The organism is Streptomyces sp. RLA012, from assembly GCF_056270325.1.
This window is the reverse complement of sequence record NZ_JBWDPA010000002.1, coordinates 9,802,827-9,828,196: the sequence shown is the minus strand read 5'-3', so window position 1 is coordinate 9,828,196 and position 25,370 is coordinate 9,802,827. Positions and strand designations below refer to the sequence as shown.

General features: G+C 69.6%; 27 protein-coding genes and 1 pseudogene. 16 read left to right on the top strand and 12 right to left on the bottom strand.

What is annotated here, in order from left to right; all coding sequences use genetic code 11:
• Window positions 1-24: 24 nt before the first annotated feature.
• From RV986_RS44750 to RV986_RS44700, 11 genes are all read left to right on the top strand, one after another.
• Window positions 25-1,305, top strand: a complete 1,281-nt coding sequence (locus RV986_RS44750) for a metal-dependent hydrolase family protein (RefSeq protein WP_475922839.1) — start codon at window positions 25-27, stop codon at window positions 1,303-1,305.
• A 286-nt stretch (window positions 1,306-1,591) separates the two neighbouring features.
• On the top strand, window positions 1,592-2,137 hold the full coding sequence (locus RV986_RS44745; RefSeq protein WP_475922838.1) for a hypothetical protein: 546 nt from the start codon (window positions 1,592-1,594) through the stop codon (window positions 2,135-2,137).
• Between the two features lie 114 nt (window positions 2,138-2,251).
• Window positions 2,252-2,416, top strand: coding sequence for a hypothetical protein (locus RV986_RS44740; protein WP_475922837.1), 165 nt, complete (start codon window positions 2,252-2,254; stop codon window positions 2,414-2,416).
• Between the two features lie 226 nt (window positions 2,417-2,642).
• Window positions 2,643-3,623, top strand: a complete 981-nt coding sequence (locus RV986_RS44735; RefSeq protein ID WP_475922836.1) for a D-cysteine desulfhydrase family protein — start codon at window positions 2,643-2,645, stop codon at window positions 3,621-3,623.
• Between the two features lie 75 nt (window positions 3,624-3,698).
• Window positions 3,699-3,830 (top strand): hypothetical protein, encoded by a 132-nt coding sequence (locus RV986_RS44730; RefSeq protein WP_475922835.1) that lies wholly within the window; start codon window positions 3,699-3,701, stop codon window positions 3,828-3,830.
• Between the two features lie 102 nt (window positions 3,831-3,932).
• Window positions 3,933-4,646, top strand: a complete 714-nt coding sequence (locus RV986_RS44725) for an SDR family NAD(P)-dependent oxidoreductase (RefSeq protein WP_475922834.1) — start codon at window positions 3,933-3,935, stop codon at window positions 4,644-4,646.
• 373 nt (window positions 4,647-5,019) lie between these two features.
• Window positions 5,020-6,039, top strand: a complete 1,020-nt coding sequence (locus tag RV986_RS44720; protein ID WP_475922833.1) for an alcohol dehydrogenase — start codon at window positions 5,020-5,022, stop codon at window positions 6,037-6,039.
• 105 nt (window positions 6,040-6,144) lie between these two features.
• The gene (locus RV986_RS44715; protein WP_475922832.1) at window positions 6,145-6,708 is read left to right on the top strand and encodes a CGNR zinc finger domain-containing protein; all 564 of its coding nucleotides are present in this window, start codon (window positions 6,145-6,147) and stop codon (window positions 6,706-6,708) included.
• Window positions 6,709-7,401: 693 nt separating this feature from the next.
• A complete protein-coding gene (locus tag RV986_RS44710) occupies window positions 7,402-8,460 on the top strand; it encodes an alpha/beta fold hydrolase (RefSeq protein WP_475922831.1) in 1,059 nt (352 codons plus the stop codon).
• 261 nt (window positions 8,461-8,721) lie between these two features.
• Complete coding sequence (locus tag RV986_RS44705; protein WP_475922830.1) at window positions 8,722-9,165, top strand: VOC family protein; 444 nt, start codon at window positions 8,722-8,724, stop codon at window positions 9,163-9,165.
• A gap of 131 nt (window positions 9,166-9,296) precedes the next feature.
• Window positions 9,297-9,887: a redoxin domain-containing protein gene (locus RV986_RS44700; RefSeq protein WP_475922829.1), complete on the top strand. Its 591-nt coding sequence runs from the start codon at window positions 9,297-9,299 to the stop codon at window positions 9,885-9,887.
• A gap of 14 nt (window positions 9,888-9,901) precedes the next feature.
• Here the strand turns inward: RV986_RS44700 and RV986_RS44695 are convergent, their stop codons facing one another.
• The 7 genes from RV986_RS44695 to RV986_RS44665 form a co-directional block, all read right to left on the bottom strand.
• On the bottom strand, window positions 9,902-10,522 hold the full coding sequence (locus RV986_RS44695; RefSeq protein WP_475922828.1) for a TetR/AcrR family transcriptional regulator: 621 nt from the start codon (window positions 10,520-10,522) through the stop codon (window positions 9,902-9,904).
• A 23-nt stretch (window positions 10,523-10,545) separates the two neighbouring features.
• Window positions 10,546-11,838, bottom strand: a complete 1,293-nt coding sequence (locus RV986_RS44690; protein ID WP_475922827.1) for a YbfB/YjiJ family MFS transporter — start codon at window positions 11,836-11,838, stop codon at window positions 10,546-10,548.
• A 118-nt stretch (window positions 11,839-11,956) separates the two neighbouring features.
• A complete protein-coding gene (locus RV986_RS44685; RefSeq protein WP_475922826.1) occupies window positions 11,957-12,733 on the bottom strand; it encodes an MBL fold metallo-hydrolase in 777 nt (258 codons plus the stop codon).
• 136 nt (window positions 12,734-12,869) lie between these two features.
• Window positions 12,870-13,442 carry a TetR/AcrR family transcriptional regulator gene (locus RV986_RS44680; protein WP_475922825.1) on the bottom strand — a complete coding sequence of 191 codons (573 nt, stop codon included), beginning with the start codon at window positions 13,440-13,442 and terminating at the stop codon, window positions 12,870-12,872.
• A gap of 449 nt (window positions 13,443-13,891) precedes the next feature.
• The gene (locus tag RV986_RS44675) at window positions 13,892-14,713 is read right to left on the bottom strand and encodes an HARBI1 family protein (RefSeq protein WP_475924658.1); all 822 of its coding nucleotides are present in this window, start codon (window positions 14,711-14,713) and stop codon (window positions 13,892-13,894) included.
• A gap of 174 nt (window positions 14,714-14,887) precedes the next feature.
• A complete protein-coding gene (locus RV986_RS44670; RefSeq protein ID WP_475922824.1) occupies window positions 14,888-15,064 on the bottom strand; it encodes a hypothetical protein in 177 nt (58 codons plus the stop codon).
• A 181-nt stretch (window positions 15,065-15,245) separates the two neighbouring features.
• Complete coding sequence (locus RV986_RS44665) at window positions 15,246-15,857, bottom strand: TetR/AcrR family transcriptional regulator (RefSeq protein WP_475922823.1); 612 nt, start codon at window positions 15,855-15,857, stop codon at window positions 15,246-15,248.
• Between the two features lie 83 nt (window positions 15,858-15,940).
• On the opposite strand from RV986_RS44665, the gene RV986_RS44660 reads away from it, so the two are divergent.
• Both RV986_RS44660 and RV986_RS44655 read left to right on the top strand, forming a co-directional pair.
• Window positions 15,941-16,549, top strand: a complete 609-nt coding sequence (locus RV986_RS44660) for an ester cyclase (RefSeq protein WP_475922822.1) — start codon at window positions 15,941-15,943, stop codon at window positions 16,547-16,549.
• Between the two features lie 434 nt (window positions 16,550-16,983).
• Entirely contained in the window at window positions 16,984-17,286 is a 303-nt protein-coding gene (locus RV986_RS44655) for a zinc-ribbon domain-containing protein (protein WP_475922821.1), read from the top strand.
• Between the two features lie 124 nt (window positions 17,287-17,410).
• Here the strand turns inward: RV986_RS44655 and RV986_RS44650 are convergent, their stop codons facing one another.
• Entirely contained in the window at window positions 17,411-18,652 is a 1,242-nt protein-coding gene (locus RV986_RS44650) for a cytochrome P450 (protein WP_475922820.1), read from the bottom strand.
• Between the two features lie 160 nt (window positions 18,653-18,812).
• A pseudogene (locus tag RV986_RS44645) lies at window positions 18,813-19,142 on the bottom strand (SDR family oxidoreductase); the annotation flags it as partial.
• A gap of 140 nt (window positions 19,143-19,282) precedes the next feature.
• Here RV986_RS44645 and RV986_RS44640 point away from each other — a divergent pair.
• The 3 genes from RV986_RS44640 (at window position 19,283) to RV986_RS44630 (ending at window position 22,880) form a co-directional block, all read left to right on the top strand.
• Window positions 19,283-21,097 (top strand): pentapeptide repeat-containing protein, encoded by a 1,815-nt coding sequence (locus RV986_RS44640; RefSeq protein ID WP_475922819.1) that lies wholly within the window; start codon window positions 19,283-19,285, stop codon window positions 21,095-21,097.
• A 91-nt stretch (window positions 21,098-21,188) separates the two neighbouring features.
• Window positions 21,189-21,548 (top strand): DUF779 domain-containing protein, encoded by a 360-nt coding sequence (locus RV986_RS44635; protein WP_475922818.1) that lies wholly within the window; start codon window positions 21,189-21,191, stop codon window positions 21,546-21,548.
• 114 nt (window positions 21,549-21,662) lie between these two features.
• The gene (locus tag RV986_RS44630; RefSeq protein ID WP_475922817.1) at window positions 21,663-22,880 is read left to right on the top strand and encodes a phosphodiester glycosidase family protein; all 1,218 of its coding nucleotides are present in this window, start codon (window positions 21,663-21,665) and stop codon (window positions 22,878-22,880) included.
• 2 nt (window positions 22,881-22,882) lie between these two features.
• On the opposite strand, the gene RV986_RS44625 is transcribed toward RV986_RS44630, so the two are convergent.
• The 3 genes from RV986_RS44625 to RV986_RS44615 form a co-directional block, all read right to left on the bottom strand.
• Entirely contained in the window at window positions 22,883-23,077 is a 195-nt protein-coding gene (locus RV986_RS44625) for a hypothetical protein (protein ID WP_475922816.1), read from the bottom strand.
• A gap of 153 nt (window positions 23,078-23,230) precedes the next feature.
• Window positions 23,231-24,088, bottom strand: a complete 858-nt coding sequence (locus RV986_RS44620) for a phosphatidylinositol-specific phospholipase C/glycerophosphodiester phosphodiesterase family protein (RefSeq protein ID WP_475922815.1) — start codon at window positions 24,086-24,088, stop codon at window positions 23,231-23,233.
• Window positions 24,089-24,261: 173 nt separating this feature from the next.
• Complete coding sequence (locus RV986_RS44615; RefSeq protein ID WP_475924657.1) at window positions 24,262-25,368, bottom strand: acyl-CoA dehydrogenase family protein; 1,107 nt, start codon at window positions 25,366-25,368, stop codon at window positions 24,262-24,264.
• Window positions 25,369-25,370 lie beyond the last annotated feature (2 nt).

The following is a 25,370-nucleotide window of genomic DNA, read 5'->3' as shown; positions in this document are numbered from 1 at the left end:
TACCGAGGAGTGACTCGGCCGCCCATGACGAATGCCATGACGCAAGAGACCTTCAGGACCGCGCTGCGAGTCGAGAACGCCCGCCTCGTGGACGGTACCGGTGCGCTCCCGGTGGACGACGCCGTCGTCATCTCGGACACGGAGGGAAGACTCACCTACGTCGGCCCGGCCGGTACGGCCCCGCCGGTGCCCGCCGACGCCTCCAGGGTCCGGATCATCGACGCCGGTGGCCGGACCGTGCTCCCCGGTTTCTTCGACTGCCACACCCACCTCGCCTACGCGCAGGGCTCACCGCCCGGCCGCCGCGGTGAACTCGACCCGGTCCTGGTCACCTACGACACCGCGACACGGCTGCGGCAGACCCTGGATGCGGGCATCACCACCGCCCGTGACCTGGGCGGTCTGTCCACCGGCTACCGCATCGCCGTCGAGAGCGGCCGGATCGTGGGTCCACGGCTGCACACGGCCGTACGGATCATCAGCCACACCGGCGGCCATGCCGACTTCCGTCTGCCCGACGGCACCGACCTCAGCGGCGGCGAGATGGCCGAGCTCGCCGACACCGTGGACGAGTCCCGCCTCGCCGTCCGCAACATGCTGCGCGCGGGCGCCGACGTGATCAAGATCTGCGCCACCGGCGGCATGGCCAGCCCCTATGACCAGCCAGACGACGAGGGCCTGTTGGAGGAGGAGATCCGCGCCGTCGTGGACGAGTGCCGACGCCACGGCGGCAAGCCGGTCGCCGCCCATGCCCAGGGCAACGCCGGCATCCTCAACGCGATCCGTGGCGGTGTCACCAGCATCGAGCACGGCTACGGCCTGGACGACCGGGCGCTGGAGATGGCGGGCGAGCGCGGCGTCTTCGTCGTACCGACCCTGTCGACGGTGTACGCGGGCATCAACAAGGACACGATGCCGGAGCACCACTACCAGAAGAAGGCCCGCTGGTCCGGCATCACCAAGGAGAACATCGCCCGTGCCATCGAGCAGGGCGCCCGGATCGCGCTCGGCACCGACGCCGCCGTCTGCCCTCATGGCCAGAACCTGACGGAGCTGAGCCACCTGGTGGACCTGGGCATGGACCCCATGGCCGCCATCGTCGCAGGCACCCGCACCTCCGCCGAACTCCTGGGCCTGGCCGACCGGCTGGGCACGCTGACCGTCGGCAGGATCGCCGACCTCGTCATGTGCGACGGTGACCCGCTCACGGACATCGACGTTCTCGGCGATCCCGCCAATATCGTCTGCGTCGTCCAGGAGGGTGTCGTACGCAAGGACCTCCTGCCCCCGGCGCAGTCCGGATGAAGCAATGAGGCCATGAGAGGCCATGAACGAGGCCACAAGGGGACGGCTGAGGTCGAGGACCGAGCAGGGTCCTTGTGGCGGCAGTAGATCCATCGCGTCCGCCGCAGCCTGGGCTCTCGGTTCACCACTTCGGGACGCGTCGTAGTCCCGGGCCTCGCCGTCGTGGTCAATCACCTGTCCATCCCGTGCGGGCGTCGCGCGACGCCGCTTCGACGCGCCCCGTTCGTTCGCCGCCCGCCGAACTCGCAGGCTTGACGCCACCATCAAGTTAGGCTTGCCTAACTTGATGGACGATTCCTCTCCCGCCCACGGGCTGACCGGCGTCGCACAAACCCTGCTGACCCCCCTGTACGCGAGAGCCCACTCAGCCGAACTGCTGCCCTCCTCGGGTTTCCGCGACCCTCTGGCCGCCCAACTCCTCGAAAGCACCGGGTACGCACCGCCCGAGGTACTGCGCGGCCCGGGCAGCACCCTCAGCTCGCTGCACCGGGCCATGGTCTTCGACACTCTCACCCGGCAGTTCGCCGACGCCCACCCCGACGGCACGGTCGTCTCGGTCGGCATCGGGCTGTGCACCCGCGCCCAGCGCCTCGTCGGCCAGACGCCGGGCTCGGTCGTCAACGCCACCGGCGCCCGCTTCCGCTCGGGCGCACGCGACGGAGACCGGCTCGCCCGGCTCGCCCGGCTCGTACCAGGATGGGAACTGACGGCCGAGCACCAGATCATGGAGCGCATCAGCCGACCGCACCACGCCGCCGCACTCCTCTTCCGTGCCGTGACCCTGGGCGGACGCCCGTACGCGATCGCCCATCTGCACGCCAAACACACCTGATCCGCAGCGCGGTCTGCGCCGAGGTGGCACGTACTTGCCGGACAGTTGCCCCGACCCCGGCGGCACCCGCGCGACGATCCCCACCCCCGCCTCGGCGGCTGCCAGAAGGTCGGTGTGGTCCAGCCTTTCGGCCGGTTGGAGCGGGAGCAGCGGTTCGGCCTCTCGGCCCGTCGCGACAACCTTGTCCTCGCTGCCGTGGAGACCAGGAAGGTGCCGACGTCGATGAAGTACTGGGACCTGATTCTCACGGACGCCAGCAGCCGGGCCGATTGCCTGTGAGCCGAACGGTCGGCACCGAGCGGTGGTCGGCCCGTTGCAGGCCCTCCGACCTGGGACGGTCACGAAGAGAACCGACCCCTTAGGATCACGGCGTCGACACTGTCCGTGTCCGTGTCCGTGCCCTCGGCCATGGCCCCGACCATAGCCATGATCGGCTTCGGCTGTTGGGCGCGGGCGTCGCCGCCCGCTCTTCCGCACCCGCCCTTGCCCTCCAACTGGAGTTTTCATGAGTGCCAAGATCACCCTGTCGACGTGGCCCACACCTCTGGAGCCCATGCCGCGTCTGGCGGCGGCACTGGGGCTGGGCGAGGGCGATCTCTGGGTCAAGCGGGACGATCTCATCGGCCTCGGGGGCGGCGGAAACAAGGTCCGCAAACTGGAATGGACCGTCGGCGCCGCCCTCGCGGCAGGCGCGAACACACTGGTCACCACCGGCGCCACGCAGAGCAACCACGCCCGCCTCACCGCGGCCGCCGGCGTCCGTCTGGGACTCGATGTCGTACTCGTCTTCCCCGGCAACCCCGACAGCGCCACGCAGGGCTCCGGCAACCTCGTTCTCGACAGCCTCTTCGGAGCCAGGATCTTCTGGGCCGGGGACAGTGCCCCGAGCGCGATGGCCGACATCGCCGACGAGGTCTGCGGACAGCTGCGCCGCGAGGGAGCGCGCCCCTATCTGATCCCCTTCGGAGGATCAAGCCCCCTCGGGGCACGAGGCTACGTGGAGGGCGGCGAGGAACTGCGCTCCCAACTGCCCGACGTGGACCATGTCGTGGTCGCTCTCGGGTCCGGCGGCACCATGGCGGGACTGATCGGCGCACTCGGCGAGCAGCGCGTCCTCGGCGTTCACTGCGGGGCCGTGGCAGAGCCGGCGACCACCGTCGCCGACCTCGCGAGCGCAGTCACCCGCCGCGACATCGCCCCTGAATCCCTGCGGATTCGTACCGATCAGGTGGGCGCGGGATACGGAGTGCTTCACGAACCGGTCCTGGAGGCGATGCGAACGGCCGCAACCACCGAGGGCATCGTTCTGGATCCGGTCTACACCGGGCGTGCCATGGCGGGCCTCATCGCCTCGGTCAGGGACGGCGACATCCGCCCGGCCCAGCGCACCGTTTTTCTTCACACGGGCGGGCTCCCGGGCCTGTTCGGGCATACGGAGGCCGTGCATCGCTCCGTCAGCACCCTGCACTCCTACAAGACCGCGTGAACGACGCAAACAGGCACAAGATAGGATAATTCGAGAGAACCGGAAGCGTCCGAGCGTCGAAGAAGCGAACGGCGGTTGGCGACACGCACTCCTGGTGTCCCGCGCTACGACCGCGCACGACCGGCCGCCCACCCCAACGGCCGCACCCTCGCCGACGACGATCTCCTCGCCGAGTTTCCGTACCTGGGCCCGCCCAGTTCCTGGTGACCACCGCCGCCGCCCGACCCGGCAACCGGCCCCTGCCGACTACCTCCCGACCGCCTCCCTGCCTGAGTGACCCGAGTGAACTCGCTGCCAGGAAGGAAGATCATGAGCACTACTGTTCAGAAGGTCGCCGTCATCACCGGTGCGTCGCAGGGCATCGGCGCCGGCCTGGTCGACGCCTACCGCAAGCTCGGCTACGCCGTCGTCGCGACCTCGCGCGGCATCGCTCCCTCGCAGGACCCGCGCCTCCTCACCCTTCAGGGCGACATAGCCGACCCTGCCACCGCCGAACGTGTCGTCGCGGCCGGCCTCGAACACTTCGGCCGTATCGACACGCTGGTCAACAACGCCGGCATCTTCGTCGGCAAGCCGTTCACCGAGTACACGAGGGAGGACTACGACACGGTCACCGGCGTCAACCTGAGCGGCTTCTTCCGCATCACCCAGCTCTCGGTCGAGCACATGGTCCGCCAAGGCGGCGGCCACGTCGTCCAGATCACAACCAGCCTGGTGGATCACGCCAACTCCGCCGTCCCCTCGGTGCTGGCCTCTCTGACCAAGGGCGGCCTGCAGTCCGCGACCAAGGCCCTGGCAATCGAGTACGCCACCCGAGGCGTCCGCAGCAACGCCGTGGCGCTCGGCGTCATCAAGACGCCGCTCAACCCCGAGGAGCACCACGAGACGCTCGCCGCCCTGCACCCGGTCGGCCGGATGGGCGAGGTCAGCGACGTCGTCGACGCGGTCATCTACCTTGAGAACGCCCCGTTCGTCACCGGCGAGATCCTCCACGTCGACGGGGGCCAGAACGCCGGCCACTGAGGGGCGGACCGCACCCGGCACGGAGTTCGGCTGCCGGGCGGAGTCACGGTCTACGGGTCGTTCCGACCACCCCGGCCGTCCTGGCCGTCCCGGCCACCCCGGCCATCCCGGCCGCTCTGACCATCCTGGCCGCCTTGGCCGCCTTGGCCACCCTGGCCGTGAAGCTGCGCGTCGAGGTCGGCGCATTGACGTTTAAGACGACCGGTCATATTGTCATCCTCGCGCCCCCCGCGGACCGTCCGCGACTCCGGCCTTCACTCGACACCCTCGACCGCGACCCCAACCGCAACCGCAACCGCGAGAACAGGCAGACCGGCCGGAAGGAGTCCCCGCACAGGACTCGGACAGGGCGCCACAGATCCCCGGGAGAAACATGTCTACGTACCAGGTTTTCGAAGTCACCGGATCAAGGCAGTTCGCATGGACCACCCGTGAGACCGTCGCGCCCCAGCCGGGCCATGTGCGGATCAAGGTGGAGAGCTGCGGGGTGTGCCATTCCGACGTGCTCGCCGTCGAGGGGCTGCGGTCCGATCCGACGCAGCCCGTGGTCCCGGGCCATGAGGTCGTCGGAACCATCGACGCCGTCGGTGCGGGTGTCCGGGCGTGGCGGGTCGGCGAGCGGGTGGGCGTCGGCTTCCTGGCCGGCCACTGCGGTGAGTGCGACCCGTGCCGGCGCGGAGACTTCGTCAACTGCACCGACCAACAGCAGACAGGGACGACCGTCGACGGCGGATACGCCGAGATGATGTACGCCAAGTCCAACGCGCTGGTACGGATCCCGGAAGGTATCCCCTCGGCGGAAGCAGCACCCCTGCTGTGCGCCGGCCTGACGAGCCTGAGCGCCCTGCGGCAGTTGGACAGCCGACCTGGGTCGCTGGTCGCCGTGCAGGGCATCGGAGGCCTCGGGCATCTCGCGGTGCAGTACGCGGCCAAGCTCGGCCACCGGGTCGTGGCGATCGCCCGCGGAACGGAAAAGGCGTCGCTGGCGGCCGAGCTCGGCGCGGACGACTACATCGACAGCGCCGCCGAGCACCCGGGAGAGGCGCTGTCGCGGCTGGGCGGCGCCGACGGCATCATCGCGACCGCGGCCAGCGGCAACGCGATGACGCCGCTGGTCACGGGGCTCGCCCCACGCGGCCGCATGCTCGTGGTGGGGGTCGGCACCGACCCGATGTCAGTCTCCACGGCGGACCTGGTGATGCGCACCCGGACCATCACGGGGAGCCTGACAGGAACCCCGATCGAGAACGAGGACAACCTGGCCTTCAGTGTGCGGAACGGCATCACCCCGCTGATCGAGCGGGTACCGCTGACCGAGGCGCCGAAGGCCTACGAGCGCATGATGTCCGGCGAGGCACGGTTCCGTGTCGTGCTCGACGCGGTACGCGCCTGACCTCGACCACGGTGGGCCACATGGGCGCCACAACCGTACAACTCATCACCCATCCAACAGGTGACGATCCTTGCAGGGGCCGGGATCACCTGTCAAGATGGTGACGTGAATCTGGATCATGTCTTTGTGTGCGGGAACCCGGCTCTCGACTTCGCCGCGACGCTCCGCGCCCGCCGCTCGTTGCGGTTCGAGATGTTCGCGTCGCCGGACCGGCTGGATGCCTGGTATCTGGAGTCCGGGGTCGTCGACGTCGTCTCCCCCAGCCAGGAGGGCGACGTCGAGCAGGCGGTGGCGGTACGGGAGGCCATCTACGAACTGGTCACCGCCCGGCGCCTCGGGGAGGCCTACGGTCACTTGGCGCTCGCTTTGGTGAACAGCGCGGCCCGGAAACCCTCCGCGACGCCACAGCTCACCGCCACGGGGCGGTGGACGGACGCCACGCCGGAAGAAGCCCTGTCCACCGTGGCGCGGCATGCCGTCGAGGTGCTGAGCGGACCGGATGTGCCGCTGCTCAAGGAGTGCGGCAATCCCGAATGCACCCGCGTCTACATCGACCGGTCGCGAGGCATGCGCCGGCAGTGGTGCGGCATGGAGTCATGCGGGAACAAGCTCAAGGCCGCGGCCTATCGCGCCCGCAAGAAGGAGGCACAAGCGCCTGCCTCCCGTTGACGCACGCTCCGCTTGACACCTACTCCCCCTGCCACATGCTCCGCCCGACGCATGCTCCGCCCGACGCATGCTCCGCCCGACGCATGCTCCGCCGGACACATGCTCCGTCGCGGCACTTCGGCTTGCCGTATGAGGGGGCGACGGCATTCCGAGTCGGCGCAGTCGCCCCCTTCGACGATCCGTCATCCGCCGCCGCCCACCCGTAAAAGCGACCACTACGCACAGCGAAGTCCCGCGAGGACGCCACCTCAAGAGCCGCGGGCACCCCAGGCGAACGCCGCCCATTCTCCTGACAGTTGAGGACCGCCGGACCAGCAGGTCCGGCCGAACCGCGCCGCCCCAGCGCCGTCGGTGTCGGAGTTCAGGCCCCGAGAGCGCCTGCTTCGACAGCCCCTGCCCGACACACCAGGCCTTGCGCCCGACGCCGGTTGAGGGCGTGTCAGGAGCTGACGTTCCCCCTCCCTCGCCACGCCGTGACCTCCCGCGGCGAGCCGCGCGTCACCGGTTTGACAGGTGACGCGGCCCATGCGAGGGTCAGTGCCACGCAAGGCCATGGCATGCGCCGCCCACCCTCCACCAGGGCGCGGGGCAGGCCGGCCCGAGCGCATGGCCATGCCAGATCAGCAGTAGTCGGCAGTGGTCCGCAGTAGCCAGTCGTGGTCAGCAGTAATCGGCGCCAAAGGAAGGTTCCCGATGTTCAACAGGCGGAGCTTCGGCAAGATCATGGGTGCGAGTGCGGCCGGTGCGTCACTGGCCGGTGTGCCCACCGTCTCGGTGGCGGCCGCGTCGACGGCGTCGGACCACAAGACGTCCGCGACTCCTCCGGCAGCCAAGCGGGGGCACACATCCTTCGGCCCGCTGAAGCAGATCCATGCCGGTGAGCTGAGCGTCGGCTACGCGGAGGCCGGCCCCGCCCACGGCCCTGCCGTCATCCTTCTGCACGGCTGGCCCCACGACATTCACAGCTTTGTCGATGTTGCGCCCTTGTTGGCGGCGCGGGGCTACCGGGTGATCGTGCCGTATCTGCGCGGCCACGGCACGACACGCTTCCTCTCGGACAAGACCTTTCGCAATGCCCAGCAGTCGGTGGTCGCGCTCGACATCATCGCGCTGATGGATGCCCTGAAGATCGAGAAGGCGGTCCTGGCCGGTTTCGACTGGGGATCACGTACGGCCGACATCATCGCCGCGATCCGGCCGGAGCGCTGCAAGGCCCTGGTCTCCGTGACCGGTTATCTGATCACCAACCGTGAGCGCAACAAGTCGCCACTGCCGCCGCAGGCCGAGTGGGCGTGGTGGTACCAGTACTACTTCACCACGGAGAGGGGCCTGCTCGGGCTCCAGGCCAACGCCCATGAACTGGCCAGACTCATCTGGAAGTTCAACTCCCCCACCTGGGACTTCGACGACGCCACGTTCGACCGCACGGCGGCGGCCTTCGACAATCCCGACTACGTCGGCATCGTGATCCACAACTACCGCTGGCGGCTGGGCCTGGCCGAGGGCGACCCCCGCTACGACCGCCTGGAGAGCCGACTTGCCGCAGGCCCCGTCATCGGCGTACCCACGGTCACCCTTGACGGGGAACGGGATCCTTTCACTCCCGCCGGGGACGGCTCGTCCTATCGCGCCATGTTCTCGGGTCCATACAGCCACCGGACCCTGAAGAACATCGGCCACAACGTGCCGCAGGAAGCACCAGAGGCCTTCGCCGAAGCCGTCATCGAAGCGGACGGGCTCGATCGCCGTTAGCCCGCACGACAACCCGCCCTACGTATTCGACCTGCATGCACGCCCACTCCGAACCAGACGACCGGTCTCTTTACCCTCGGGGTGCCGGACCGCCCTCACCGCCGGGCAGCACCGCCCCGCACGGGTTGCGACCGGCCGCCCCCGGCACAAGCGTGGATACAGACAGAAGCGTCCAGTGGCCTGGACAGCCCCCCTGACATCCCCTGACACCAGTCAAAAGCAAGTAGCACGAACTGACACCGATGACAGGAGCAAACAGTCGTGGACATGAAACCTGAGGTTGTGGTGGTACCGGTCGCCGATGTCGACCGGGCCAAGGACTTCTACGAGGAGCTGGGGTGGCGGCTCGACGCCGACTTCACCGACGGTGAAGGCTTCCGAGTGGTGCAGTTCACCCCGCCCGCCTCACCGTGCTCCATCATCTTCGGCACCGGGGTCACCTTGGCCGCTCCGGGCTCCGCCCAGGGCCTGCACCTCATCGTCTCCGACATCGAGGCGGCCCATGCCGAACTCGCCGACCACGGCGTAGAGGTGAGCGAGGTGTTCCACGACGCGGGCGGGGTGTTCCACCGCGCCGGGACCGAGGGACGCGTGGCAGGGCCGGACCCGGAACGTCGCAGCTATGCCTCGTTCCTCTCGTTCAGCGATCCGGACGGCAACGGCTGGCTGCTGCAGGAGATCACGACGCGGCTTCCGGGCCGGTAACCGGAAACACTGTCCCGGCGAGCCAACTCTGCGAAGTCCATGTCTCGTTCCATGATTTCGGGCCTGTCGAAAGTCGGGACACGCAACGCTCCACACGCCCGAGTGAACGACATCGAGAAAGGAACAGAACCGTGCGCGCCGACATCGCACCCGGTGGAACCTTCCCCGACTACGAGCTGACCGACCACGCCAAGACCCGGCGGCGACTGAGCGAGCTGCAAGGGATCGACCCGATGATCCTCCTGCTCTCACGCGGCCACTACTGCCCGAAGGATCACCAGCAACACCTTCGACTGGCAGCTCATTACCCCGAGATCGCCGTCGCCTACACCCAGGTCGTCACCATCGCGACCGACAACCTCCTTGAACTCAATGAGTTCCGTGCGGCGGTCGGCGCCCAGTGGACCTTCCTGTCCGACGTCGGCCGCAAGGTGCAGAAGGACCTTGAGATCCAGGAATACACCGACCCCCACCACGACCCGATGATCCCGCACACGCTCGTCCTCAAGCCGGGGCTGGTCATCCACAGCGTCTACAACGGCTACTGGTACTGGGGCAGGCCGTCCGTCGAGGACCTTCGTCGCGATCTCCGCGATGTGACCCGGGAAATCCGCCCGGACTGGGACCCGACCACGCCGGGCCTCAGCGCGGCCTGGGAGACCGGCGACCACTCGAAGCACTACCCGTACCGGGAGGCCCCAGGAGGCCGCACGCCCACATGAGCCGAGGGGAAGGCTCAACCCCTCGCCGACGCCACCTCGGGCATACGGGCGCCGAGGATGGCGAGGCAGTTCATCCAGAGGGGGTTGAGGCGTTGGGTGTCGTTGTAGAGCTTGGCGAAGAGCACCTGGCCCTCCAGCTGGGCGACGACGGAGCGGGCGGCCTCGTAGGGGTCGCGCACGGCGACTTCGCCGCGTCCCTGGGCTTCGACGACGACCTCTTCCACCATGGCGACCTGCGCGTCGAAGATCTGTTGCAGGCGTTCACGAATGGCTTCGGTCTGATTGCTCATCTCCAGGGTCAGGTTCCCGAACATGCATCCTGAGACGGTGCCGCAGCTCTGCTGCCCGGCCCGTTGGCCGGCCTCGGTCTCCTCGAAGAGCTGTCGCAGCCGCTGGAGCGGGTCGGCGTCGCCCCTCAGGATGCGGGTCCAATCGCTGCGCTGGGTGGCCCAGTGCTCGTCGAGGACGGCGAGAGCGAGGGCTTCCTTGGAGTCGAAGAAGTAGTAGAAGCTACCCTTCGGAACGCCTGCGACCTTGCAGATCTCGGCGGTGCCCAGTGCGGAGTAGCCTCGCAGCTCGATGAGTGACTGTGCGGCGGCGAGGATCTTCTCCCTGGCATTGCTGGTACGTCCCATGATGCGAGTATACGACCGATCGACTACTCACTAGTTGATTGATCTACTACGGCCGGGCTCGCCGCGACGCCGCCCGCCCCGGCCGGAGCGGTGCGCGGTCCAGGGACGGTGTGCCGCACGCCGGCCGTGTGGTGGGGGAATCCGATCCGTAGCACGAGGGCGGCCAGAGCGGCGGCCAGGACCACGATCGCGGCCAGGATCAGGGCCTGGTGGTAGCCGTGGTGGAGCAGCGGGGTGACGACCAGGGGCCCGAGGACCTGACCGACCGAATATCCGGCGGTCAGCAGCGCCACCGAGCGGGGAACCCGCAGGTGGGCCCCTGCGGCCAAGGCGATGGTACTGACGCCGAGGAACGTCGCGCCGAACAGGAACGCGGAGATCAGGGCGGTCGCCACTCCCCCGACCAGAGCCGGCAGCGCGATGCCGGCCGCCTGGATGACGAGCGCGGCGAACAGCAGGTCGGGGCGCGACCAGCGGCGCCCCAGCCAGGCCCACAACGCCGAGGACGGCACGGCCGCCAGACCGACCAGCACCCAGGCGCCGCTGCCGATCCAGCCCGGAGAGGCCTGCTCGATCGCGGCGACCAGGAAGGTGCCGGCCACGATGTAGCCGACACCCTCCAGGGTGTAGCTGACGAACAGCGCGGTGAACCAGCGGTGCGTACGCGGAGACCGCGCCGGAGTCGCGACCATGGAGTCCGTGGCCGGTGTCGGCGGCGGTTCGACGCGCAGGTTCCACGACACAGCGGTGAAGACAGCGGCGAGTCCGGCGGCACCCCACCAGGCTGCCTGCCAGCCGGCGACCGAGCGCAGGACGAGGACCAGCAGGCCGGACAGGGCGATACCCGCGCCGACTCCGCCGAAGGCCCAGCCGGGCAGATGAGCGGGGTGGTCGTGCAGGTGGCTGAGCAGGGAGCTGACGGCGATGACGAAGATCAGGGCGCTGGTCACACCGGCCGTCAGCCTCAGCCCGATCCATACGGCGGTGCTGTGCGTGCAGGGCATCGCCAGGAGTGTGCCGGTCAGCACGATCAGGGAGCCGCGCAGGACCTTGGGTGAGCGGACCAGCGCGGGAAACAGGATGCCGACGAGCGCTCCGGCCAGATAGCCGACGTAGTTGGCGGTGGCCAGGTTCGCGCCGGCCCCGGCGGACAGGCCCGCCTGAGCGTGCATCAGAGGAAGGATCGGTGTGTAGACGAAGCGGCCGACACCCATGCCGACCGCCAGGGCCGCCGCGGCCTGGGCGACGTGGATCCACGGGGAATGGAGCGGGCCGTCCGATCGGGCCGGCGAACGTCGCAGGATGGCTGCGGGCATGACGAAGTCCTTGAGAGGTGGTGTGGCTGTCCATGCCGGTGGCAGTACCGCCGGCGGTGGCAGCGGCGAGGACCGCCGGCGGATCCGACGGATGCGACGGATCCGCCGGATCCGCCGGTCACGCGGGGGCGTCGGCTGTGCCCGGGTCGGAGATGGCGGTGAACTCCCGCTGGGCGGCGGGGCCTGTCACGGCGTACTCCCCGCCCTCGGGGTGCACGGGGATCACGGTGCGCGCGCCGAGGATCTCGGCGATTCGGGCTGCCCGGACAGCGGTGGGGATCGGGTGCCCGTCCGGCAGCGAACCGCGGGCTGCACCCAGCACGGCCACCTCGATGGGCCCGAAGCGGTCGGCGACTTGCCTCGCGATGTCCAGTGAGGGGGCGCCGTCACCGCTGACGTAGTTCGTGGGGACGTCCGGGCCGGTCAGTACGAAGCCCATGACGGGGCCGGTGACAAGCTCGCCGGTGACGCGCTCGCCACCGCCGGAACCGTGCTGGTCCGGAATTCCGGTGACCTTGACGCATCCGCCGTCCGGCCGGTCCAGGGTCAGGTGGTACCAGGGCGGGAGGCCGGTCGCGGTGCCGCCGAGGCGATCCGCGGCCTCGGTCGTGGTGAACGTCACCGGGACCGTGGCGAGCAGTCGGCGCCCGGCGATGCCGAGGTTGTCGACGTACCGTCCGTGTGACAGCAGTACGGCGTGGAGCGTCCCCGTCCGAGCGAGGGGGTCAACGGCGTCGTCAACGGTGACATCGAAGGAGGGGGCGAAGGTGGGGTCCGTCAGCAGCCGCAGACCGCCGATCTCGATGAGCGCGGTCGGGCCGCCGAACAGCTCCACCGTGACCGGCCGCCGCGTGACGGCGAGGGCCTCATCGGTGGTGCGCTGCCGGGTTTCCATGTCCTCAGCCTGCGCCTGCCGTCAGGACAGACGCCACGACCGGCTTCCTCCCTGGTGGTAGCCGCAACCTTCCATCGACACACATGACAGGCATGGAGCTGTGTCGACTGCGGTACTGCCCAGGGGTCACCGCGCCTCAGCGCAGGACTACGTCGAAGGCCATGCGGAAGAACGTGTCGAAAGCCGCAGCGGATTTACCGGCGCGCGCCTCGATCAGTGTTCCTTCCCAGGCGTTGAGAAGGAAGCGAGCCGTGACTTCCGGGTCGAGGTCCGCCCGCACGGCACCGTCACGGCGGGCCTCCGACAGGGCCGCCGCGATCGCGCTGTTCCACATACGCAGGCTGTCCTGGACAACCGAGCGGATCACCTCGCTGTGGTCCACCACATCCGTGGCGAAATTGCCGAACATACAACCGCGTGTGAAATCGCGATCCACGGTCTCGTCCCGCAGAAACTCGAAATGCCGACGCACCCTCTCCAGCGGAGGCGACGTGACGTCAGCGAGCATGTCGAGGCGACGCTCGGCCCCGTAGAGCCGCAAGGCCTCGACGGCACACTCCTCTTTGCTGGAGAAGTGGTTGTAGAACGACCCTTTCGGCGCTCCGGCCGCGTCAGCGATCTCCTTGATGCCGGTTCCGTGGAAGCCGTGTGCGTGGAACGTCTCAAGTGCGGACGCCAACAGGTCGTCACGCTTGGACGGCTTGGGCACGGCCGACACCTTCCTGTCCTCCGGACTGTCCACGGACACCGGACACCCGGGTATCCAGACATCCAGACATCCAGATACCTAGGTTTCCAGGTATCCAATATGACCGGACACCTTACCAGTGACAGTGCACCCGCACCCCAGGAGGAGCCGTGACGCTGCACGCGCCCCCGCACCGGGCAGCGGGGCAGCCTCGCCCGGTCAGAAGACCTGCACGAAGCAACCGATGGAAATGGCCACGACGGCTACGATCGCCGACAGGGCTTTGAGAATCCTTGACATCTTCGGCACCTTCATGGGAATCCTTCTTGGGCGGGTCATTCAAGAGATCGGCCGAGTCACCCGAAACGGACTGCTTCAAACAGACCGCTTGAAACAGACCGCTTATCGAAGACGGTAAAAGGCGATCAGTGAGCCTTTCCCAGTAATGGATCATGACGTTGTGTGATCGTTCAGATGGTGCGGTCGTACTCGAGCTGGAGCAGGACGAGGGCTGCGGCGGCGATCTTCGTGATGCGGCTGGGGTCGAGGCTGACTCTGCGCAGGGCCTTGAAGGTCGTCTTGAGCAGGGAGTTGGCGCGCTCGCAGACGCCGTGGATGCCGCGGATGACCTTGTTGTAGGTCTGCTGGGCCTCGGCCAGTTCGCCTCCGGCGGGCTTTTTGACGGGGTGGCGGAACCCGTCGCCGGCGTTCTCGTAGCCGAGGTCGACCAGGGTCGGCATGTCCAGCTCGGCGGCGATCCGGTTGAGGGCGTCGGTCAGGCCGTGGTGGCGGGCGCAGGTGGTGTCGTGCTCCCTGCCCGGGCGAACCGGTGAGACCCAGATCGGCCAGCCGTCCGGGGTGGAGATGACCTGCACGTTCCCACCATGGTGCTTGTGTTTTCCGGACCACCACAGGTCCGCGCCGTTGGGGCCGGGGGCGGCGACGCGGTCCGTGCGGATGACCGTTCCGTCGAGGTTCAGATGCGTCAGCCCGGCTGCCTTCGCACGCTCCAGCGCGGTGGCGAGGTCCGGTGCCCCGGCCGCCAGAACGGTCAGCCCCTCGTGGAGGTAGCGGTATGCGGTGGAGGCCGACAGGCCGTTGTCACAGGCGAGTTGGGCCAGTCGGGTGCCGTCGAGGAACCAGCGCAGCACGAGCACGGCCTGCTTGAAACAGCCCAGCGCACGCCGCCCCTTGCGGGTCCCGGCCACGATGCGGTGATCGCGCAGCAGCCGGGCCAGGTGCTCGGCGGTGGACCGCTTCACATCGAGCACGGCGGTGTATGTGACACTGATCGACACGTGAGGCCCCTCGGTCGGATCTTTTCTTCGCAAGATCGTTCCTACCAGGGGCCTTACGCCTGCCCGGACTTGGGGACCACGCGGGCCGCAGCGCCAGCATCGCGATCACAGCGAGCGACGAGCGCTTACTGGGAAAGACTCAGTGAGCGCCTGGGCGGCTCATCGGGCTCACAGACACGTCCGGACGAGCCACTCGTCCTGGTTGTAGGCGTCTCTCGCCGGGTCCGGGACCGTGGCCGGCTTTTCTTCAACCGTGTCCTCCAGGCGGATTCGCTCCGGCAGCTTGCCGAATCGTTCACGGCGCGCGACCTCTACGGCATCCGGGGCCTTCTTTTCGTTCGGCATGTCGCCCTCCTCCATTCGACCGTGCCACCACTTCGACGGTGACCAGGACAGCACCACAAGACCATCACCTGTTCAACTGGTGATGATGCTTACAGACCCTCCGTCACCTGTCAAGGCGGTGATGCAGTGGAGTGGCGGAACCCACCTGGGCCGCGCGGCGCGACGGCAACCCGAGGCGAGCTCAGCGAAGAGTGGCGACCGCGGTGCGGCGGAGGAAATCCTCGGTCCGATCCCACGACCAGCCGTTCTCCACCACCAGCGTGCGCCAGCCCGTCGGGCCGAACCAGAACCACAGGAGGTCCGCCGTCGCGTCCACCGGACAGGAGGGCGGCGGCGCGAGGGTGTGCAGATGGCGGGCGGCGGTGCGGAGCGCGTCCCGGTAGGCCGCGGTGGCGCGCTCCCACAGCAGCTCGCCGTGCTCGTGAACGGGCAGCGCCTTGCGGATCGCCTCGTGCACGGCGAACTGTCCCTCGTTGCCCGCCCGCGTGCCGCGCGCCAGCGCTTCCAGGACCGCCTCCGGTGTCCGCAGCGCGAGCACCTGCCGCATGGCCTGCTCATAGCCGGACGCGACCACACCCTGGTCGACGATCCGGTCCAGGATGTCGCCCTTGCTGCCGACGCTCGCGAAGACGGTCTTCGACGAGACACCGGCCGCCGCCGCGATGTCCGCCACGGTCACCCGTCCGTATCCGCGGTCGGCGAACAGTTCGGTGGCCCGCTGGAGGATCAGTGCGCGCGTCCTGGCAGCGGCCTGCTCACGCAGCGGGGACACGTAGGCGCGCTTGGACGACATGACGCCATCGTAATCGGCCTGATCACAGGGCCCAGGTATTCATTAGGTTGCGAGTAACCCTAATATGGCCCGGCGGATCACGCATGACACAGCGAGCGAAAGCGACGGACTTCATGGCCATGGACACCACGGAACTGGCCCACGGCCTCTTCCAGATACTCGAGACGGGGGATCCGGTACTGGCCACCGACGTGGTGGGCGCGGACTTCCACAACCGCGAAGCGGCCGTCTCGCCCCCGGCCTGCTCGATCCCCGGCCCCGCGGGCGTCCTGGCCTCGGGCGCGTGGATGCGGTCGGCCTTCGACGACCTGCGGTTTCCCGTCCTCGGCGTCGCCCGCGACGACGATCGGATCTGGGTACGGCTGCGTATGCAGGGGCGGCACACCGGCCCGTTCGTACGCTTCAAGGACGGCGCCCTCGACCAGGCCATCCCTCCCACCGGACGGGAGATCGACTTCGAGCAGATACACGTACTCGACCTGCGGGACGGCAAGGTGATCCGGCACGAAGCGGTGCGCGACGACATCACCATGCTGGGCCAACTCGGCGTCTTTCCCCCGGCCCCGGCCACCGCCCTGCGCATGGTCGCCTGGCGGGTGAGCGGTCGAGCCACTCGGGCAGCCGCCCAGGTCACGACGCAGGCGGCCGAAGCGGCCGCCCAACTCCGCGACACGGCGCACCCGAACCGCTGAGTCGGGCGCCCGAGGGCACCGGGCTCGACGGCCGGGAGCGGCCCCTCCGCTCACGGCGGTGGCCGATCCCGAACCCGGACCCAAAACCGATCCCGATCCCGACCGCGACCGCGACTTCGACGCGGTCGGGATCGGCCCCCGCCGAACAGGCCTCCCTCGGCGACCGACAGGCCGACCGGGCAAGCGGGCGAGCGGCTCGCGACGACCGTGACCGTGACCGCGGCGGCGCTGTCACCAAGGGCACCCCGGTGCTGGATTCCTCCGTCATCCGGGGCGGTGGAGCCTCACTCGTAAACTGACCATGCGGGACACGGTCCTACCGCATGACGAATACCCCCGGCCGTGACGAAGGACGACATCTCGCCGCGTGAGCGCGCATCTCGCCGCTCACCGGCACCGCGCCGGCAGGCACTGACCCGGGAGGGACCACCGGAATGATCGTCTTTGGCACCAAGGGATACCTGTACCAGCTGGCGATACTGACGCTGCTGTGCGGCAACTGCGGCAACCCTTCCGCACACACGCTCAAGAAGCGCGTCACGAAGTTCACGCTGTTCTTCGTCCCGCTGTTCCCGTTCTCGACGAAGTACACGACCCAGTGCACCTTCTGCGGTGCGGAGCAGAAAGTGACGAAGGAGCAGGCGGAGCAGCTGCTCTCGCAGGTCTCAAGCGGTCACGACGGTCACAGCGGGCAGGCATACGGGCAGCCGCAGGCACAGCCGCCGTACCAGGCCTGAGCGGGAGCCGGCCGGAGACTGACGCGGCAGCACCCGTGCGCAGATCGGCCCCGGACAGGGACGGCGTCCTGTCCGGGGCCGGCCCGTACTCCCGTACGGGCATGCTCAGCGGCCGTCGGAGGGGCTACCAGGTGATCGGCAGCGCGGCGACGCCGTAGGCCAGCGCGTCCTCCTTGAAGTCGATCCGGTCCACCGTGGTGGCCAGCCGCAGCGTGGGCACGCGCCGGTAGAGGGTGCCGTAGACGACCTGGAGTTCCACGCGGGCGAGTTGCTGGCCCAGGCACTGGTGGATGCCGAAGGCGAACGCGCTGTGCTGGCGGGCGTCCCGGAGCAGGTCGAGACGGTCGGGCTCGGGGAAGGCCTCCGGGTCCCAGTTGGCGGCCGGGAGGGAGACGACGATCCCGTCCCCGGCGCGGATGACCTCGCCGCCGATCTCGATGTCCTCCAGCGCGATCCGGCGCTGGCCGGTGTGGGCGATGGTCAGATAGCGCAGCAGTTCCTCCACCGCTCCGGCCACGACCTTGGAATCGTCCGTCTCACGCAGCACGGCGAGCTGCTCCGGGTGTTCCAGCAGTGCGAGGGTGCCCAGAGCAATCATGTTCGCGCTGGTCTCGTGCCCGGCGATGAGCAGGATGACCGCCATGAGGGACGCCTCGGCCATGGTCAGTTCGCCGGCCTTGACCAGGGCCGCCAGGTCGGACAGCGTGTCCTCGGCGGGGTGGTCCGTCTTGGCGTGGATCTGCCGGGCCAGGTACTCGCCGAGCGCGACACTCGACTCCCGGTCCTCCTCGGCCGACGACGTCTGGCTGACCGCGACGGTGGCGTGGTGCTGGAAGAACTCGTGGTCCTCGTACGGGACTCCGAGCATTTCGCAGATCATCAGCGTCGGCACGGGCAGCGCCAGAGCCGTGACGAGGTCGGCCGGCTTCGGTCCGGCGAGCATCGCGTCGATGTGCTCATCGGTGATCTTCTGGATGGCGGGGCGCAGCGCCCCGACCCGCTTCGCGGTGAACGAGGACGTCAGCATCCGGCGGAGGCGGGTGTGTGCGGGAGCGTCCGCGTTGAAGAGCGTCAGCGGGTGGTGCTGCGCGTTCTCGGCCATGGCCTTCTTCGGAAACGGAAAGCCGGGCCGCTTGTCGTCGACGCTGACGCGGGGATCGCCGAGGATGGTCCGCAGGTCCTCGTGGCGGGTGATCAGCCAGGGCGTGCTGCCGTCCCAGATCCGCACCTTGCTGATCGGCCGCTCCGCGCGGATCTCGGCCAGCACCGGCGGCGGGGCGAACGGACAGGCGGCCGCCCGGGGCGGCACGAATTCGGGGATCTCCTCGGCCGCTTCGCGCGCGGTACCGGTCACTGTCTCTGCCATGTCACTCCTCGGTGGGGGGCTCCGTCGGAACGGGGGAGCGGGGTCTCAGAGGCCTCTGATCCATATGAGATCGGAGCGGACTGACAGCTACGGGTCACTTCACTGACAGAAACCTGACGTGTCCCAGATCACATGAGCGCGTGCCGGCTCCGGGTCGACGTCAGTCCTGCGCGGTGGGCCGGACGACGATGTCCCCCACGTCGACACCGTCCGGCTGCTCGATGGCGAAGGCGATGGCGCGGGCCACCGCGTCCGGCGGGATCGCGATGGCGTTCATCCTGTCGACGGTCCGGGCCTTCACCTGCGGATCCATGCGCTCCGCGAAGTCCGTACGGACGAAGCCCGGTGAGACGACGGTTACGCGCAGGCTGTCGCCGGCCTCCTGCCGCAGGCCCTCGGAGATGGTAGCCCGAGTAGCCCGAGTAGCCCGAGTAGCCCGAGTAGCCCGAAAGCTGACGCCCGTCGTGGGGCCCGGCCGGCGACCAGCCGTACGGCACCGGCCACCGGGAGCACGACGCGGTCCGCCGCTTTCCGGGCCGTATCGCGCGTCCGCCTGAGCAGGGTGTACGGCGGCGGGGCCCCGCGGCCCGGCCTCTTGCCGAAGCCCAACCTCCGCTGTATGGCTGGACGATGAGCCGAGTCTGGTCGGAGTGCGGCACCGCGGGGTGCACCGCCGTCACGGTGCCGGGCCGCGGCCGGTGTCTGCTCCACCTGGCGGAGCCGGAACAGCGGGACGCCCTGGCCGCGCTCGCTCCCGGCGCGGACGTGGATCTGCGCGGGGTGCGGTTCACCCCGGAGTTGTGGCAGTCGGTGGCGGCGGCGGTGGACGCACGGTTCGGCACGGCGAGGTTCGACGCGGCCCGGTTTCCGGCCGGAGTGCGCTGTTCGGGCCTGCGGTTCGGCGGACCCGCCTACTTCGAAGGGGCGCACTTCGAAGGGGAGGCCCACTTCACCGGGGCGGAATTCGCGGACTACGCGGGCTTCGACTCGGCCGTGTTCACCGGGGTGGCCCACTTCCAGGAGGTGCGCTTCCACGGTGAAGCCCGTTTCGTGGCCGCGTGGTTCGCGGCGGACGCGCTCTTCGACGGAGTGTCCTGCGCGGCCACCGCCCGGTTCTCGGGCGCGTGGTTCGACGGAACCGGCGCCTTCACCTCCGCCCGTTTCTCGGGCCGGGCGCACTTCACCGAAGCCTGGTTCCGGCGTCGGGGCGACACGAGCGCCGACTTCTCCGACGCGAGCTTCGCCCAGCGGGCCGGCTTCCGCGGGACGCGGTTCCGCGGCCGGGCGGTGTTCGCGGCGGCGGTGTTCCGGAGCGAGTGGCACGGGCCGCTCGTCTGCGTGGACGAACTGTGGATGCGCGGCGCCGTGTTCGCCGTGCCGTTCCGCATCGGCATCGCGGCGAGGAGGGTGGACATGAACCGGATGCGCTGCGAGTCCACCGCCGCATTCCAGCTCCGCTACGCCGCCGTGTCGCTGCGGGACGCGGTGCTGGCCGAGCCGATCACCCTCTCGTACGAGGCGATGCCGTTCATGGCCGGAACCAGGCAGTTGGAGGACGAGATGCCGCGCGAGGAGGGCAGTGTGGGCGTCCATCTGTTGCGGCTGTCGGGTGTCAACGCCGGCCATCTCGTGCTGACCGACGTCGACCTGTCGCGCTGCGAGTTCTCGGGGGCGTACAACCTGGACCGGATCGGTCTGGCCGGCCGGTGCGAGTACGGCGCCCCGCCGCCCGGGCTGCGCCACGGCGGCAGCCGGTTCCCGGCCTGCTGGTGGAGCCGTCGACGGGTGGTCGTCGAGGAGCAGTACTGGCGGGCGCTGCCCACGGACAGCCGTACCGCCGCGGACACCGACGGGTGGGTCACGGGGCTCGGCCATCCCGACCCGGCCCAGAGCCCGACGGCCGACGACGTCGCCATCGTCTACCGCCAGCTGCGCAAGGCGCTGGAGGACACCAAGAACGAGCCGGGGGCGGCGGACTTCTACTACGGCGAGATGGAGATGCGGCGCCACAACAAGGACACCCCGCCCGGGGAGCGGGCCCTGCTGCACGCCTACTGGCTGCTCTCCGGTTACGGGCTGCGGGCGTCGCGGGCGCTGGCGGCCCTGGTGTGCGCCATGGGGCTGACCGTTCTGCTGCTCATGCAATGGGGACTGCCCGCGGCTCCGCCCTCCGCGCGCATGGTGGGCCAGATGTCGGCCTATGGAGGGGAGGTGGTGCTGGTGCCCGACACATCGGGCCGGGCACTCCCGCACGACCGGTGGACCCGCTGGACCGCCGCCCGGCTGGAGCGGGCGGGACGCGTGGTCGTCAACTCGGTGGTGTTCCGCAGCAGCGGCCAGGACCTGACGCAACAGGGGGTGTGGATCGAGATGGGCAGCCGGCTGTGCGAACCCGTGCTGTTCGGCCTGGCCGTGCTGGCGGCGCGCGGCCGGGTCCAGCGATGAACTCCCCCGCCCGCCCTCCCAGAAGCCGAGAACCCCGGCGTTTCCGTCCCTGGTCTTGCCCCGACCCCGACCTTCCGAGGAGCATCGCACGATGACCGAAGTCGTTTCCCGCGTGGAGCTGACCCCCGAAGCCGCCGAACTGGTGCGACGGCTGCGGGCGGTCCACGGTCCGCTGATGTTCCACCAGTCCGGCGGCTGCTGCGACGGCAGCGCGCCCATGTGCTTCCCGGAGGGCGAGTTCCGCACCGGCGGCTCGGACGTCCTGCTCGCGGAGCTGGAGGTCGAGGGGCTCGACGAGCCGGTGACGTTCTGGATGTCGAGGAGTCAGTACGAACTGTGGAGCCACACGCGGCTGATCGTCGATGTCGTGGCGGGCCGCGGCAGCGGTTTCTCACTGGAAGCACCCGAAGGGGTGCGTTTTCTCATCCGTTCGCGCGTCGTAGACGTCTAGGCATCCCGGCGGCTGCCACCGTCTGATGCAATTCCCCTGAGTTTCAGGACAGTTGACGAGACATCAGGGGGCACGATGACACGTCGTTCCGGACGGTTCAGAACGGTACCGAAGATGCTCGCGGCATGCGGTGCGCTGGCCGGTGCGGCCCTTGTCGGGGCGGCACCGGCCAGCGGCGTGGAAGGCACCCGCACCAGCACGGCCATCACCGTCGTCCGGACCGTCGCGCCCGGCGTCGCGTACAGGGAATTCGACATCGCGGCCGCCCAAGGGGTCACACACGCCCATCTGCTGAGCGTCGACCTGAGCAACCCCCGGGTGCGGGTCGACCTCCTGCGCTCCGCGGCCGTGGCGTCCCGCGCCCCCGTCTCCCGGCTGGCCGCCTCCCAGGGAGCCGTCGCGGGCATCAACGGCGACTTCTTCAACATCACCGAGACCCAGCATCCGGGGGTCGAGGCCACCGGCGCGACCGTGGGCCCGACGATCGCGAACGGGCGCGCGCTGAAGGCGGCGGTCCCGAACGGCCAGCGCTTCGGGCCCGCCCTGCCCCCCGGCACGACCACGAAGGACGTGATCGGCGTGGGCCGCGACGGCCGGGCCCGGCTGGACAGCCTCGCCCTCGACGGTTCCGTGCGCAGCCCCGAGGGACGCTGGCCGCTCGGGGGGCTCAACCAGTACGCGCTGCCCGAGGGTTCCATCGGCGCGTACACCTCCGACTGGGGCAGTGTCTCCCGAGTACGGGCCACCTGCGGCACCGACACCGACCGGGCCGCGCCCTGCAGTACGGACACCTATGAGGTGGCGGTCCGCCGCGGGCGGGTCGTGTCGGCCGCCGACAAACCCGGCGGCGGTCCGATCGCCACCGGCACCACCGTCCTGGTGGGACGCGAGGCGGGCGCGCAGCGGCTGCGCAAGCTGGCGACGGGTCAGTCGGTCCGGATTCAGCACTGGCTGGCCGCGGCAGCCACCCGGGTCCGCTACCGCTTCGCGCTCGGCGGCTACCCGGTCCTCACCCACGGTCGGCCGCTGCCCGGCCTCAACAACACCACCTCGGCCGTGCGGACCGCCGTGGGCATCTCGGGCGGCGGGCGGCGGCTGCTGCTGCTCGCCCTCGACGGCGCGCCCGCGTACCGCAGCGGGCTGACCATCGCCGAAGTGGCCGACACGCTACGGAAGTTGGGCTCCACCGACGGGTTCAGTCTCGACGGCGGCGGCTCCACGACCATGGTCGCCCGGAAGCCGGGAGCGGGCGCCGTGAGCGTCCTCAACCACCCCTCCGGCGGCGCCGAACGCCCGGTCCCCAACGGCATCGGCGTCTTCTCGCACACCTGAGGTCAGGGACGCAGACTGCCCACGATCTCCGCGGTCGCCGTGAGCCCGTCGTGAATGGTCGGCGCCATCTTCGTGCTCGACAGATAGAAGCCGAGCAGTACGCAGACCAGCGCGTGCGAGGGCTTCAGCGCACCGTTGCGCAGAAAGACCACCCCGAGGATCAGGAGCAGCACCACCACAGAGATGGAAATGGCCATCGTCAACCTCCTCCGCCACGTCGACACCGCGGCTTTCGGCCGCAAGTGTCGCGTAGCGGAGGGTTCGTCCGGGCGGCTGACGTGTCCTCCGAACGTGTGGTGTCTACGCCCGTTCGCACATCCGCTCGTGTGTCTGTTCTGGTCCGCTCGTGTCTACTCGTGTGCGTCGAGGAAGGCTTCCAGCCCGGCGAGGTCATCGGTGTTGAAGTAGTCGACGTCGGCGGCCAGCAGTTCGCCCCACAGCGCGTCGCGGGCCGGGCCCGCCAGCTCGGGCGTGGCCCAGAACCGTACCTTCTGCCGCCGTGCGTGCGCCGCGGCGATGATGCCGCGCAGCTTGGCGCGCTCGGCGTCGGGGAACGGACCGTCGCCCAGCCAGGTGAAGTTGAGCGTCCAGTTGTCCGAGATCAGCGGGACGAAGGAGGCGGGCGCCGCGGTGCCGAGGTCGGTGAGCCGGCCGTCGTAGAAGGCGTGCCGTACGCTCTGTGCCTCCATGGGCGCACGGGCGGCGCGGTCCCCGGAGATGACGGCCGTGACCGGTCCGGAGCGCACCCGGCCGTGCGCGTACGTCGTGAACAGGTGCGGGTAGCGGCGCAGGTGGCGGTCGAGTTCCAGATACGTCGACGAGCCCTCGGTCTTGATGTCGATGAGGAGTTGCAGGGGTGTGCGGTAGCCCCGGTACACCGAGCCGTGGTTGGCCTTCACACGGGCGGCGAGGGGGGCGAGGTAGAGGGATTCGAGGGTGCGGGTCGGGTCGAGATCGACCGGGTCGTGGGCGACGAGGAGTTGGTCGCCGACGAGATAGATGTCGGCCTCGACACTGCCGAAACGGTGGTCGAGGGCGTCGAACAGGGGCCGCGGGTGCTCGAAGTCGTTGTGCGCGTGGGCACGCCACAGCGGGCGCGGGCCGTGCTTCCGCTGGCCGGCTCGGGCGCTCGCCGCGGGCAGCGCGACGGAGGCCGCGAGGGCGGCGCCGAGGGTGGTGAGGGCTCTGCGACGGGTGGTAAGGGCCATGCTCTGCCTCCCTGGAAGTGCCGAACGGGACCTCAGCGAGTATGGGTCCTTCCGAGGCCAAGGAGCAGGCACGTTGGGGGAGTTGGCCGGACTGCCGCTGTCCGTTCACTTCGGCGGGGGAACGCACACCGAGAAGCCCACCCCTGGTGGGGCAGGCTTCTCACAGGTGTACGTCAGGGGGCTCGCAGGTCGACCAGTTCGGCCAGCGCCGCGCGGTGGGCACCCGCCGTGCCGTAGGCGATCGAGTCCGCCTTCGCCCGCTTCAGGTACAGGTGGACCGGGTGCTCCCAGGTCATCCCGATACCGCCGTGCAGTTGCAGGGCCTCCTCGGCGGCGCGGACGGCGACGGACGCCGCGTAGGCCTGGGCGACGGCGACCGCCACCTCGGCGTCCGCGCTGTCGGTCGCGAGCGCGTCGGCGGCACCGCGGGCGGCGGCGCGCGTGTTGACGACCTCCAGCCACAGCTGCGCGAGCCGGTGCTTGAGCGCCTGGAAGCCGCCGACGGGCCGGTTGAACTGCTTGCGCTCCTTCAGATACCGGACCGTCTCCGTCAAGCACCAGTCGGCCAGGCCGAGTTGCTCGGCGGAGAGCAGCCCGGCGCCGGCCCGCAGGGCCCGTCGTACGGCGGGTTCGGCGGCTCCCAGCCGACGTGCCCGTACCCCGTCGAAGCCGACCGTCGCGAGCGGTCGGGTGAGGTCGAGGGACACCTGCCGGGTGACCGTGACGGCGTCCCCGTCGACCGCGTACAGCCCGCCGTCGGCCGCCGGAACGAGCAGCACATCGGCCACCGCCGCGTCCGCGATCCCCGTCAACTCCCCGTACAGGAAACCGTCTTCGATCCGTACGGTCTTGTAGGCACCGCCCGGCGCCACGGACAGGGCGACGGCGAGCGCGCCGACCGTCCGGCCCGACGCCAGGCCTGCCAGCAGTTCGGCGGTCTCCTCGCCCTCGCAGGCCAGCAGTGCCTCGGTCGCGACGACGGCGCTCGTCAGATACGGCACCGGCGCGACGGCCCGCCCCAATTCCTCAAGGACCACGGCGACTTCACGGTGCGTGGCGCCCTGGCCGCCCTGCGACTCGGGCACCAGGAGGCCCGCCAGGCCCATCCCGTCCGAGAGCGCCTTCCACAGCTCGGGGTCGTACGGCGTGTCCGACTCGATACGGGCGATCACGCCCGCCGCGTCGCAGTGGTCGGCGAGGAGGCCGCGGACGGCGGCGCGCAGTGCCTCTTCCTCCTCGGAGTACAGCAGATCGGGCTGGGTGCTCCGCGTTGTCGTCATCA

Coding starts and splice junctions, on each gene's coding strand:
- RV986_RS44620 (WP_475922815.1), bottom strand. CDS start 24,088: ATGGCCCTTACCACCCGTCGCAGAGCCCTCACCACCCTCGGCGCCGCC.
- RV986_RS44635 (WP_475922818.1), top strand. CDS start 21,189: ATGACCGAAGTCGTTTCCCGCGTGGAGCTGACCCCCGAAGCCGCCGAA.
- RV986_RS44735 (WP_475922836.1), top strand. CDS start 2,643: ATGAGTGCCAAGATCACCCTGTCGACGTGGCCCACACCTCTGGAGCCC.
- RV986_RS44655 (WP_475922821.1), top strand. CDS start 16,984: ATGATCGTCTTTGGCACCAAGGGATACCTGTACCAGCTGGCGATACTG.
- RV986_RS44650 (WP_475922820.1), bottom strand. CDS start 18,652: ATGGCAGAGACAGTGACCGGTACCGCGCGCGAAGCGGCCGAGGAGATC.
- RV986_RS44710 (WP_475922831.1), top strand. CDS start 7,402: ATGTTCAACAGGCGGAGCTTCGGCAAGATCATGGGTGCGAGTGCGGCC.
- RV986_RS44750 (WP_475922839.1), top strand. CDS start 25: ATGACGAATGCCATGACGCAAGAGACCTTCAGGACCGCGCTGCGAGTC.
- RV986_RS44745 (WP_475922838.1), top strand. CDS start 1,592: ATGGACGATTCCTCTCCCGCCCACGGGCTGACCGGCGTCGCACAAACC.
- RV986_RS44630 (WP_475922817.1), top strand. CDS start 21,663: ATGCTCGCGGCATGCGGTGCGCTGGCCGGTGCGGCCCTTGTCGGGGCG.
- RV986_RS44685 (WP_475922826.1), bottom strand. CDS start 12,733: ATGGAAACCCGGCAGCGCACCACCGATGAGGCCCTCGCCGTCACGCGG.
- RV986_RS44640 (WP_475922819.1), top strand. CDS start 19,283: ATGAGCCGAGTCTGGTCGGAGTGCGGCACCGCGGGGTGCACCGCCGTC.
- RV986_RS44695 (WP_475922828.1), bottom strand. CDS start 10,522: ATGGGACGTACCAGCAATGCCAGGGAGAAGATCCTCGCCGCCGCACAG.
- RV986_RS44725 (WP_475922834.1), top strand. CDS start 3,933: ATGAGCACTACTGTTCAGAAGGTCGCCGTCATCACCGGTGCGTCGCAG.
- RV986_RS44665 (WP_475922823.1), bottom strand. CDS start 15,857: ATGTCGTCCAAGCGCGCCTACGTGTCCCCGCTGCGTGAGCAGGCCGCT.
- RV986_RS44660 (WP_475922822.1), top strand. CDS start 15,941: ATGACACAGCGAGCGAAAGCGACGGACTTCATGGCCATGGACACCACG.
- RV986_RS44670 (WP_475922824.1), bottom strand. CDS start 15,064: ATGCCGAACGAAAAGAAGGCCCCGGATGCCGTAGAGGTCGCGCGCCGT.
- RV986_RS44615 (WP_475924657.1), bottom strand. CDS start 25,368: ATGACGACAACGCGGAGCACCCAGCCCGATCTGCTGTACTCCGAGGAG.
- RV986_RS44690 (WP_475922827.1), bottom strand. CDS start 11,838: ATGCCCGCAGCCATCCTGCGACGTTCGCCGGCCCGATCGGACGGCCCG.
- RV986_RS44720 (WP_475922833.1), top strand. CDS start 5,020: ATGTCTACGTACCAGGTTTTCGAAGTCACCGGATCAAGGCAGTTCGCA.
- RV986_RS44625 (WP_475922816.1), bottom strand. CDS start 23,077: ATGGCCATTTCCATCTCTGTGGTGGTGCTGCTCCTGATCCTCGGGGTG.